At 73.0% G+C, this 10,777-nt stretch carries 12 protein-coding genes; 4 read left to right on the forward strand and 8 right to left on the reverse strand.

Annotation, left to right across the window (positions count from 1 at the left end; all coding sequences use genetic code 11):
- The first annotated feature begins 61 nt into the window (after positions 1 to 61).
- Positions 62 to 1,114 (forward strand): alpha/beta fold hydrolase, encoded by a 1,053-nt coding sequence (locus ICW72_RS14015; protein ID WP_191083276.1) that lies wholly within the window; start codon positions 62 to 64, stop codon positions 1,112 to 1,114.
- A gap of 63 nt (positions 1,115 to 1,177) precedes the next feature.
- Here ICW72_RS14015 and ICW72_RS14020 read toward each other — a convergent pair whose 3' ends face one another.
- Genes ICW72_RS14020 through gloB form a run of 6 tightly spaced genes read right to left on the reverse strand, consistent with a single transcriptional unit; the run spans position 1,178 to position 5,218 of the window.
- Positions 1,178 to 2,161 (reverse strand): Bug family tripartite tricarboxylate transporter substrate binding protein, encoded by a 984-nt coding sequence (locus tag ICW72_RS14020; protein ID WP_191083277.1) that lies wholly within the window; start codon positions 2,159 to 2,161, stop codon positions 1,178 to 1,180.
- On the reverse strand, positions 2,158 to 2,817 hold the full coding sequence (locus ICW72_RS14025; RefSeq protein ID WP_191083278.1) for a polysaccharide deacetylase family protein: 660 nt from the start codon (positions 2,815 to 2,817) through the stop codon (positions 2,158 to 2,160). Before ICW72_RS14025 ends, ICW72_RS14020 begins: the two co-directional genes overlap by 4 nt.
- A gap of 5 nt (positions 2,818 to 2,822) precedes the next feature.
- On the reverse strand, positions 2,823 to 3,425 hold the full coding sequence (locus ICW72_RS14030) for a class I SAM-dependent methyltransferase (protein WP_191083279.1): 603 nt from the start codon (positions 3,423 to 3,425) through the stop codon (positions 2,823 to 2,825).
- On the reverse strand, positions 3,422 to 3,883 hold the full coding sequence (locus ICW72_RS14035; RefSeq protein ID WP_191083280.1) for a cupin domain-containing protein: 462 nt from the start codon (positions 3,881 to 3,883) through the stop codon (positions 3,422 to 3,424). Before ICW72_RS14035 ends, ICW72_RS14030 begins: the two co-directional genes overlap by 4 nt.
- On the reverse strand, positions 3,883 to 4,470 hold the full coding sequence (locus ICW72_RS14040; protein ID WP_191083281.1) for a glutathione S-transferase N-terminal domain-containing protein: 588 nt from the start codon (positions 4,468 to 4,470) through the stop codon (positions 3,883 to 3,885). The genes ICW72_RS14035 and ICW72_RS14040 overlap by 1 nt, the downstream gene beginning before the upstream one ends.
- A 19-nt stretch (positions 4,471 to 4,489) precedes the next feature.
- A complete protein-coding gene (gene gloB, locus ICW72_RS14045) occupies positions 4,490 to 5,218 on the reverse strand; it encodes a hydroxyacylglutathione hydrolase (RefSeq protein WP_191083282.1) in 729 nt (242 codons plus the stop codon).
- 42 nt (positions 5,219 to 5,260) lie between these two features.
- On the opposite strand from gloB, the gene ICW72_RS14050 reads away from it, so the two are divergent.
- Positions 5,261 to 6,004, forward strand: a complete 744-nt coding sequence (locus tag ICW72_RS14050; RefSeq protein ID WP_191083283.1) for a methyltransferase domain-containing protein — start codon at positions 5,261 to 5,263, stop codon at positions 6,002 to 6,004.
- Here ICW72_RS14050 and rsmI read toward each other — a convergent pair.
- The gene (rsmI, locus tag ICW72_RS14055; protein WP_223880979.1) at positions 5,953 to 6,840 is read right to left on the reverse strand and encodes a 16S rRNA (cytidine(1402)-2'-O)-methyltransferase; all 888 of its coding nucleotides are present in this window, start codon (positions 6,838 to 6,840) and stop codon (positions 5,953 to 5,955) included. The genes ICW72_RS14050 and rsmI overlap by 52 nt on opposite strands.
- A 94-nt stretch (positions 6,841 to 6,934) precedes the next feature.
- Here rsmI and ICW72_RS14060 point away from each other — a divergent pair, with 94 nt between their 5' ends.
- Complete coding sequence (locus ICW72_RS14060; protein WP_191083285.1) at positions 6,935 to 7,954, forward strand: penicillin-binding protein activator; 1,020 nt, start codon at positions 6,935 to 6,937, stop codon at positions 7,952 to 7,954.
- A 47-nt stretch (positions 7,955 to 8,001) separates the two neighbouring features.
- A complete protein-coding gene (locus tag ICW72_RS14065; protein ID WP_223880594.1) occupies positions 8,002 to 9,327 on the forward strand; it encodes an ATP-binding protein in 1,326 nt (441 codons plus the stop codon).
- Between the two features lie 3 nt (positions 9,328 to 9,330).
- Here ICW72_RS14065 and tldD read toward each other — a convergent pair whose 3' ends face one another.
- The gene (gene tldD, locus ICW72_RS14070) at positions 9,331 to 10,767 is read right to left on the reverse strand and encodes a metalloprotease TldD (protein ID WP_191083286.1); all 1,437 of its coding nucleotides are present in this window, start codon (positions 10,765 to 10,767) and stop codon (positions 9,331 to 9,333) included.
- Positions 10,768 to 10,777 lie beyond the last annotated feature (10 nt).

Raw genomic sequence — 10,777 nt, forward strand, 5'->3', positions numbered from 1 at the left:
CCCGAACATACCCAAGCGGCGGAGGATGGACCAGACGGAACCTCCCCCATATGCCAGGGGCATGGGTCGTCTCCTCCTCCTGTTGCTGCTGGCGCTGGGCGCCTGCGTGCCGTCCGAACGCCTGCCGCCGGTGGTCGCCGGGCCGGCCATCGCGCCCTTTGAGGCCGGGCCGCTGCCCTGGGCGCCGCACCCGGCCTATCTGCTGGACGTCTCGCCGCCCCGGCCCCAGCCCGCCGGCCCGCGCCCGGAGGCGGACCTCGTCATGGAGGACGGCGCCCGCCTGCCCCTGCGCGCCTGGCGCCCCGACGGCCCGCCGCGCGTCGTGCTGCTGGCCCTGCACGGGCTGGGCGACCATGGCGGCAACTTCCTGCTGGAAAGCGGCCCGCAGCTCGCGGCCGGTGGGGCGCTGGTCTACGCCTATGACCAGCGCGGCTTCGGCTGGACCGCCACGCGGGGCCTCTGGGCGGGGCGGGATCGCATGGTGGCCGATGCCCGCGCGGCCGTCGCCCTGCTGCGCCAACGCCACCCGGGCCTGCCCTTCTTCCTGCTGGGCGAAAGCCTGGGCGGGGCCGTCGCGCTGCTGGCGCAGCCCGAGGGAATTTCGGGCCTCATCCTCTCCTCGCCCGCCATCTGGGGCGGTGATTACTTCCCCTGGTTCCTGCGCCCGCCGCTGGCGGTGGGGGCGGCGGTGCTGGGGCCGCTCGCCTCGCCCGCCGTGGCGGGGGGGATCGCCGCCAGCGACAATGCGGCCGCGCTGCGCCGCTTCGCGAACGACCCGCTGACGCTGAGCCACATCCGGCTGGACATGCTGGAGGGGCTGGTCGCCCTGATGGACGACGCCGTCGCCGCCCTGCCCGGCTGCTGCCGCGCCACGCCCACCCTGTTCCTGATGGGCGGCAAGGACCGCGTGATCCCGACCGCCTCCGCCCGCCGCGCCCTGCGCGACGCCGCCGTGCCCCGCGTGGTCTTTTACCCGGAAGGCTGGCACCTGCTGCTGCGCGACGCGGTGCGCGAAGAGGTGGTGCGCGACCTCCTCGCCTTCATGGCCGCCCCCGCCACGCCGCTGCCGGCCGAGGCGGCGGGCAGGGTGTGGCTGGAGGGTGCGCCGCGCTGAGCCGCGGTCTCAATTGCCGCGTGATTCACGCCTTCGGGCGTTCCGCCCTTCAGCGATCACGCGTTACGAATCCACCCGGATGTCCGCCCGCCGGATCACTTCGCCCCAGCGCTGGAATTCCTCCTGCTGGAAGCGGCTGAGTTCCTCCGGCGTGCCGCCGATGGGCTCGATGCCGCTGTTGTTCAGCACCGAAAGCGTCGCCTGGTCGCGCAGCGCCTCGTTCAGGATGCGGTTCACGCGGGTGACGATGGGCTCCGGCATCCGCGCCGGGCCGAACATGGCCCACCAACCCTCGGCCGCGATGCCGGGGAAGCCGCCTTCCGCGAAGCTCGGCACCTGCGGCATCAGGTTCGACCGCTCCGTGCCCGTGATGCCGAGCGCCATCATCGTGCCCTGCTGCACATGCGGCCGCACGAATTGCGTGTGGTAGAACATGCCGTCCAGCCGCCCGGAGACGAGGTCCGTCACCGCCTGGCCGCCATCGCGATAGGGCACATGGTTCATCGGGATGCCGCTGAGATTGGCCAGCAGCGCCTGGTTGAGATGCCCCGTGGTGCCCGTGCCGGCCGAGCCGATGTTCATCGTGCGCTGCCGCGCCAGCGCCAGGAAATCCGCGAGGTTCCGCGCGCCGAGCGAGGGCGGCACCACCAGCAGGATCTTGGTCTTGGAATGCGCCAGGATGGGCGTGAAGTCGCGCGCCGGGTCATAGGTCAGGCCCCGCATCAGATGCGGGTTCACCGCATGCGTGCCGATCACGCCCAGCAGCAGCGTGTGGCCATCGGGCGCGGCCTGCGCCACCGCCGCCGCGCCGATGGTGCCACCCGCGCCGGCGCGGTTCTCGACCACCACCACATGCCCGTCGAGCCCGCGCGAGAGGTGCTGGCCGATCAACCGCCCCACGATGTCGGTGCTGGTGCCGGCCGCGAAGGGCACGATCAGGCGGATGGGACGCTGCGGCCAGGCGCCCTGCGCGCGGGCCGGTGCGGCGATGACGGCGGGGGCGGCGAGCCCCGCGCCCAGCAAGGCACGGCGGGTGGTGCTGTTCATGTGGCGTTTTCCTCCTGGCAGATTTTTGTGAGTTCGTAGCCCGGCGCGGGCCGGCCGGCCACCAGCGGCAGGCAGGCGGCGGGGAAGTCCGGGGTGAAGCGGGCGCCTTCCTCGGCCAATTGGCCCAGCACCCGGTCGAGATGGGCCATGGCGCCCGGCAGCAGGTCGTGCAGCACCATCAGCACGGGGGAATGGGCCTGCCGCACGGCGGCCAGGGCGCGGTCGGGCCAGCCCTCCGCGTCGTCCCAGTCGCGCGGGACGGCATTCCACAGCACCAAGGAATAGGCTTCGGTCGCCAGGTGGTCCAAGGCCGCGCGGTTGAGCAGATGCGGCCCGATCCGTCCCCCGCCGCCATTGGGGCGGAACAGGCGATGGGCGTTCAGGCCATCCAGCAGGGCCTCGGCGCCGGTGATTTCCGCCACCGCCTCCCCGGCCGGGCGAAGGCCCAGCGGCGTGCCATGGTGCAGGGTGTGGTTGCCGATGCGGTGCCCCTCGGCCAGGGCGCGTTCCGCCAGCGCGCGCCGCGCCGGGTCACGCAGCTTGGTGCCGATGGGGAAGAAACTCGCCTGGATGCCGCGCCGCGCCAGCACCTCCAGCACCAGCGGCGTCGCCTCGGGTTCAGGACCATTGTCGAAGGTGAGGCAGACGGGCTGCATCGGCGCTATCGCCGCCAGACCCCACGCACGACCTCGGCCAGGCCCTGGTGGCGCGGGCCTTCGTCGAGGTGGACGGCGCCCTCGGTCAGTTCCAGGGTTTGCAGCGCGGCGAACTCGGCCTCCGCGATGGCACGGGACCAGAGCAGTTCGGGCAGCTTCGGCCCGCCGGAACGCCGCCCCTCCTGCGCGGGGGAAAAACATTCCAGCACCAGCAGCCCGCCCGGCTTCAGCGCGCGCAGGCAGCCCTGGGCGGCGGCGTGGCGGTCAGCCGGCGGCAGGTGCAGGTAGATCCAGGCGATCAGGTCGAAGCTGGCTTCCGGATACGTCCAGGCGGCGGCATCCGCCACGCGGGCATCGAGCGCCACTCCCCGCCGCGCGGCCAGGGCGCGGGCCTTGGAAACCCCCACCTCCGACCAGTCCAGGGTGGTGACGTTGAGGCCCTGCTCCGCGAGGAAGACGCCGTTGCGCCCCTCACCATCCCCCAGGCACAGCGCGGACATTCCGGGCCGCCAGCGCCAGGATTGCGCGCGCAGATAGTCATTCGGCGCCTCCCCGAACTGGAAGCCGCCGCCGCGATAGCGCTCATCCCAGGCGAGCGAGGTGCTCATCGGCCCGAAGGGGCGCGCGGCGTGGGCCGCCAGTCGGGCGGGGCCATCTCGAAGCCCGCGAAGTCGAAGGCGGGGGAGACGGTGCAGCCCACCAGCGTCCAGCGCCCCAGCGAGGCGGCGCTCTGCCACACCCCGCGCGGCACCATCAAGAAAGGCCGCTGCCCCGCGCCCAGATCGGGGCCGAGATGGTGGGCGGAGGCGTCATGCCCATCGGGCGACATGGTCAGCACCAGCGGCCCGCCGCCATACCAGTGCCAGGCCTCGTCGGCGTCCACGCGGTGCCAGTGGCTCACATCGCCGGGGCCCAGCAGGTAGTAGATGGCCGTGCTGGCCCCGCGCCCGCCATCTTCCGGCCGGTCACGCCAGATCTCGCGATAATAGCCCCCCTCGGGATGCGGCTGCATGCCGAGGGCGGTGACGATCTCGCGCGCGTCCAGCGCGGGGTCGGCCAGGTTCATCAGCCGGGCTTCGTCTCGGCGAAGATGGGGTTCTGCATCTGCGCCTCGTAGAAGGCTTCCAGCTTCGGGTGGCCCGGGCGCCAGGGCTCATGCGCGTAGCGGAAGTCGAGATAGCCCAGCGCGCACACCACGCCGACCTTGCCGATATCCAGCGGTCCGGACAGGTCCATGCCCTCCAGCGCATCCACGGCCCGCGTCATGGCGGCCTTGAAGCGCGCATCGGCGGCCTGGCGGCCCTCATCCTGCGGCAGCATGGAGGCGCCGCGGCGCGGCACCGCGGCGTCCAGGATGCCATCGGCCAGCACGGCCATGGCCAGCGCCTTCCAGCGCGCGGGGCCGGGCGCCGGGAACAGCTTCGCACCCTTGCCGATGTGATCCAGGTATTCACAGATCACCGGGCTGTCGTTCAGCGCCAGCCCGTCATCCGTGACGAAGGAGGGCACCTTGCACAGCGGGTTGTCCGCCAGCAGCGAGGCCGGGTTCTGCGCCGGGTTGGCGGGCACATGCTCCATGCTCAGCCCATGGTGCTTGGCCACGGCCACGCATTTGCGGACATAGGGGCTGGTGCCCGAAAAGTGCAATTTCATGAAGACGTTTCCTGTTGCTTCAGCGGAAATTGTCCTTCGCTGCGCGCCGGGCCGCAAGCTCCGCCACGTCACTTGCGCGCAGGAAGGGGTTGAATTCGTGCTCGTCCGCGATGGTGGTGGGCACGGTGGGCTGGCCCGCCTCGCGCAGCGCCTTGGCCTTCGTGGCGAATGCCTGAAGCGCGGCGTTGTCCGGCTCCACGCTCAGCGCGAACTTGATGTTGGACAGCGTGTATTCATGCCCGCAGCAGACCAGCGTCTCGCCGGGCAGGGCGCCCAGGGCCTGCAGCGCGCCGTGCATGTCGGCCGGCGTGCCCTCCAGCAGGCGGCCGCAGCCGGCGGCGAACATCGTGTCGCCCGACAGCACGGCCGGCCCGTCCGGGAAATGCCAGGCGATGGCACCCAGCGTGTGGCCGGGGCTGTCGAGGATATGTGCCTTCGCCTCGCCCAGCTGGAAGCTGTCGCCCGGCTTCAGCGCCACATCCAGCCTGGGCAGCCGGTGCGCGTCGGCCGCGGCGCCGGCCACCTTCGCGCCGAAGCGTGCCTGCACCTCCGGGATGCCGGCCACATGGTCGCCGTGGTGGTGGGTGATGAGCAGCCAATCCAGCCGCCCGCCCTCCTTTTCCACGAAGGCGATGACGGGCGCGGCCTCGGCGGCATCGGCCACGGCGGTCATGCCCGTGGCCTCGTCGCGCAGGAACCAGGCGTAATTGTCGTCGAGAATGGCGATGGGCTTCACGGTCAAAGCCATGGCGGCCTCCCTCTGGCGGTGTGGCCGCCCTATATCCCCTGCATGAGTGGCGAGGTCCATGGTCTGCCCGAATTCTACGCCAGCCCCCCGGGCCAGGTGGCGATACGGCTGATCCGCATGCGGCTTTCCGCCCTCTGGCCAGACTGCACGGGGCTCGACGTGCTGGGGCTGGGCTGGGCGGCGCCCTATATGGGAATCTGGGCCGGGCAGCGCGGAAGGCGCATCAGCCTGGTGCCCGCCTGCTTCACCCCGGTCCACGGCACGGCCCTGACCGATGACCATGATCTTCCCCTGCCCGACCGCAGCCTGGACCGCATCCTGCTGATCCATGGGCTGGAAGCCAGCGAGCATGTGCGCCCGCTGCTGCGCGAGTGCTGGCGGGTATTGCGGGATGATGGGCGCCTTCTGGTGGTGGCCCCCAACCGGCTGGGCCCCTGGGCGTTGTTCGACCACACGCCCTTCGGCCAGGGCCGCCCCTATTCGCGCGGGCAGCTCAGCCGGCTTCTGGAGTCCCGCATGTTCCATGTGCTGCGCCGCGAGGAAGCGCTCTTCGTCCCGCCCTTCCCCTGGCGCTTCGCCCTGCGCGGCGCCCGGCTGTGGGAAAGCGTGGGCCGCGTCGCGGCGCGGCGCCTGGCGGGTGTCGCCCTGGTCGAGGCCGAGAAGGACATGTTCGCGGCATTGCCCGCCGGCGCCGTCTCGCTGGGCCGGCGCGTGGTGCAGCCCGTTCCGGCGCGCTACGCCGTCGAGCCGCCCGCCTCCGACGACAGCTCCAGCGCGCGGGCATAGACGCGCTTGCGGGGCAGACCTGTGGCGGCGGCCACCGCGGCGGCGGCGTCGCGCACCGACATCCGTGCCATGGCATCGCGCAGCGTGGCGTCCAGCGTCTCGGCGGCCGTCTCGGCCGGTGGCGGCGCGGGGCCGACGCAGAGCACCACCTCGCCCCGCGCCTCATGGGTGGCGTAGTGGGCGGCGAGTTCGCCCAGCGTGCCGCGCCGCACCTCCTCGAAGCGCTTGGTGAGTTCGCGGGCCAGGGCGGCCGGGCGGTCGGCGCCCAGACCCTCGGCCAGGGCCGCCAGCGCCTCCGCCGCGCGGTGCGGCGCTTCATAGAAGATCAGCGTGGCCGAGAGCCCCGCCGCCTCCAGCGCCGCCATCCGCGCGATCTCCGCCGCGCGGGCGGCCGCCTTGGGCGGCAGGAAGCCATGGAACAGGAAGGGGTGCGGCGGCAGGCCGGAGAGCGTCAGCGCCATCAGCGCCGCGTTCGGCCCCGGAATGGCCGTGACCGGCACGCCCGCCGCGATGGCGGCCCGCGCCAGCCTGTAGCCGGGGTCGCTGACCAGCGGCGTGCCGGCATCGCTCACCAGCGCCAGCGCCTCGCCCGCCTGCATCCGCGCGACCAGGCGGGGGGCCATCTCGGCCTCATTGTGGTCGTGCAGCGCGATCATTGTCGCGGAAATGCTATGCCGGGCCAGCAGCCTGGACGTTACCCTGGTATCCTCGCACAAGATGGCGGCCGCCTGTTCCAGGGCCGCCCGCGCGCGGGGCGGGAAATCGTCCAGGTTGCCGATCGGGGTGGCGACGAGTGTCAATCCACCGGAAGGGGGGAGTTCAATGAGGTTTCGTATTCCATGGCAGGCGGCCCTCGCGGCCCTCTTCCTTCCGCTGATCGGCTGCGCCCCGCAAGCCCAGGTTTCCGGGCCCAGGCCTTTCGCCGCCCCCGTGACACCCTTTGCCATGCCCCAGGCCCAGCCCGAGCCGGTGCGCCGCGTCGGCCTGTTGCTCCCGCTGACCGGCGGCAATGCGGCCCTCGGCCAGGCCATGCTGAACGCCGGGCAGCTTGCCCTCTTCGACCAGGGCGACCGGCGCATCGAATTGCTGCCCCGCGACACCCGCAGCACCGCTTCCGGCGCGGCCGAGGCGGCGCGCGATGCCGAAAGCCAGGGCGCGCTGGCCATCGCCGGCCCGCTGACGCTCGGCGAGACGGCCGCCGTGGCGCGGACCACCCGCGTGCCCGTCTTCGCCTTCACCTCGGACGAGGCGCAGGCCAGCGGGCGGGTCTGGGTGCTGGGCATTACCCCCACCCAGCAGGCCCGCCGCGTGATGAGCGCCGCCAACGAGCAGGGCGCCCAGCGCTTCGGCCTGTTGGCGCCCAATGACGCCTTCGGCCAGCGCCTCGCCACCGCCATGCGGGAGGCCGCGCGCCAGGCCGGCTGGCCCGCGCCCGCCATCCAGCTGGTGCCGCAGCGCACGACGGAATTCGCGGCCCAGGCCGAGGCGCTGCGCGCGGCGGATGTGCAGGCGGTGCTGGTGGCCTTCGCCGGCGCCGGCGCCCGCACCGCCGCGCAAGCCCTGGCCGAGGGCGGCAGCCGCCCCCTGATCCTGGGCACGATCCTCTGGGCGGCCGAGCCCAATCTGGGAGATGAACCCGCTTTGGCCGGGGCGCTCTTCCCCGGGCCGGACCCCTCGGGCCGCGACCGCTTCGACCAGCAGTTCGAGGCCGCCTTCGAGGCCCGCGCCTCGCGCCTCGCGGGCCCCGCCTATGACGCGGTGGCGCTGGCCGCGCGCACCGCGCGCGAGGGGGCGCCGCCTGTCGGCAGCGCCTTCCTGGGCGCGGATGGGCCCATCCAGCTCGATGCCGGAGGCGTCACGCGCCGTGGGCTTGCGGTCTTCGCGCTGCAGCCGGGCGGTCAGCCGCGCCTCGTCTCGCCCGCCCCGGTGCCGGGCGGCGCCGGAAGCTGACGCCCGCCCGCCTCCTGGCGGCAACGCTGCTGACCGGGGCGGCGCCGGTGCTGGTGCTGCTCGTCCTGATGGTGACGGGGGCGGTGTCGGTGGGGCCGGGGCTGCTGGCGCTGCTGATCTGCCTGGGGGCGGCCTTCGCGGTGGCCTGGCTGTGGATTTCGGCCGTGACGCGGCTCGCGGCCGCGCTGCGGCGGGCGGCGGAGGAGGAGGGGCCGCTCCGCCACGAAATGCCCCCCCTGCCGCCCCTGCCGGCCCTGGTCGAGATCGAGGAAGGGCTGGCGCGGCTGGTGCGATCGCTGGAGGTGCGCGCCGCCCTGGTCGGCCAGCTCCGCGCCGCCGACGAGGCCATCGTCGAGGCCCTGCCCGACCCCTTGCTGGTGCTGGGCCCCGACCGCGCGCCACTGCGCGCCAACCAGGCCGCACGCCGCCTCTTCGGCATCGCGGGCGCGGAGGGTGAGACGCGCCAGGGCGATGTGCTGGCCCTGCTGCGCCACCCCCTGCTGGCCGGCGCCGTGGACCGGGCGATGACCGAGGCCCGCCCGCAATCCCTGGACCTGACCCTGCCCGGCCAGGCCACGCGGGAGCTTTCGGCCCAGGTGATCCCGATGAACCCGCCCTTGGCCGATGGCGGAAGGCTGGTGGTGGTGCTGACCGACCGCACCGCCGCCCGCGCGGTGGAGCGCATGCGCGTGGATTTCGTGGCCAATGCCAGCCACGAACTCCGCACCCCGCTGGCCAGCCTGATGGGTTTCATCGAGACCCTGCGCGGCCCGGCCGCCGACGACCCGCCGGCGCAGCAGCGCTTCCTGGGCATCATGGCCGACCAGGCGGACCGCATGCGCCGCCTGGTGGATGACCTTCTGGGCCTCTCCCGCGTCGAGGCCACGGAGCATCTGCCCCCGCAGGGCCGCGCCGACGTGCAGGCCGTGCTGCGCGCCGAGGCGGCGGCGGTGGAACCCCTCTTCGCCGCGCGCAAGGTGCGCCTGCGTCTCGACCTCCCCGAGGGCGCGCTTCCCGCCGACCCCGCCGATGCCGACCAGATCGCCCAGGTGGCGCGCAACCTGCTGGACAACGCGCTGCGCCACGCGAAGGAGGAGGTGGTGATGCAGGCCGCCCCCGCCCGCCATGCAGGCCGCCCGGGTGTCGCCTTCCAGGTGCGCGATGACGGGCCGGGCATCCCGCCCGAACACATCCCCCGCCTGACCGAGCGCTTCTACCGCGTGGATTCGGGGCGGGCGCGGGCGGCGGGGAATACCGGCCTCGGCCTCGCCATTGTGAAGCACATTCTGAACCGGCACCGCGGCACGCTGGTCATCGAGAGCCCGCCGGGGCAGGGCGCCACCTTCCGGGTGTGGCTGCCCGGTCCCGGGTGAGCGTCAGAGGGAAGTCCCGCCCACCGTCAGCCCCATCATCTTCAGCGTGGGCTGGCCCACGCCCACCGGCACGCCCTGCCCCTGCTTCCCGCAGGTGCCGATGCCGGGGTCCATGCCCGTGTCATTGCCGATCATGCTGATCTTGGTCAGCGCGTCCGGCCCGTTGCCGATGAGGGTGGCGCCCTTCACCGGCGCGCCGATCCTGCCGTCCTCGATGCGGTAGGCCTCGCTCATGGAAAACACGAATTTCCCGCTGGTGATGTCCACCTGCCCGCCGCCGAAATTCACCGCAAAGATGCCGCGCTTCACGCTGCGGATGATCTCCTCCGGCGCGTATTCGCCATTCATCATCAGCGTGTTGGTCATGCGCGGCATGGGGCTGTGCGCATAGGATTGCCGCCGGCCATTGCCGGTGGGGGCGACACCCATCAGGCGGGCATTCTGCCGGTCCTGGATGAAGCCGCGCAGATAGCCATCCTCGATCATGACCATGCGGCCGGAGGGCGTGCCCTCGTCATCCACCGTCAGGCTGCCGCGGCGGTCGGGGATGGTGCCGTCATCCACCACCGTGACGCCGGGGGCCGCGATGCGCGTGCCGACCAGCCCGGCGAAGGCGCTGGTCTTCTTCCGGTTGAAGTCGCCCTCCAGCCCGTGGCCGATCGCCTCGTGCAGCAGGATGCCGGGCCAGCCCGGGCCCAGCACCACCTCGGTTTCGCCGGCCGGGGCGGGCTGGCTGTCCAGGTTCACCAGCGCCTGGCGCAGGGCTTCCGCCACGCCGCGCTGCCAGCCCCCATTCTCCAGCACGCGGGCATAGGCGAAGCGGCCGCCGGTGCCGAAGCTGCCCGTCTCGCGCCGGCCATCCTGTTCCACCACCACGCTGACGCCGAAGCGCACCAGGGGGCGGATATCGGCCACGCGCTCGCCATCGGGGCGGACGATCTGCACCGCCTGCCATTCGCCGGTCAGCGAGGCCATCACCTGCACCACACGCCGGTCCAGCGCGCGCGCATAAGCGTCGAGTTCCAGCAGCAGCGCGGTCTTCTCCGCGAAGCCCATGGCGGTCAGCGGGTTGGCGGGTTCGTAGAGGCGCGTGTTGGTGGCGCGCGGCGCCAGGTCCAGCGTGCCCGAACGTCCCTGCCGCACCGCCTTCACCGTCTCGGCCGCGCGGGCCAGCGCCGCGTCGGTGATCTCGCCCGAATGGGCATAGCCCGCCGCCTCGCCCTGCACGGCGCGCAGCCCGAAGCCGCGCGAGGTGTCATAGCTGGCCGAGCGGATGCGGCCATCCTCCAGGCTGATCGCCTCGCTCTCGCGGTATTCCAGGAACAGCTCGCCATCCTCGCAGCCCAGCGTGGCCTCCCGCAGGCGGGCCAGCGCGGCGGCGGGGTCCAGCTCGGTGTGGAACAGGCGGTCGGTGATGGAGAGCGGGCTGTCGAGGGGCATGGGGGCTCCG

The organism is Roseococcus microcysteis (assembly GCF_014764365.1).
In the GTDB taxonomy this organism is placed as follows: domain Bacteria; phylum Pseudomonadota; class Alphaproteobacteria; order Acetobacterales; family Acetobacteraceae; genus Roseococcus; species Roseococcus microcysteis.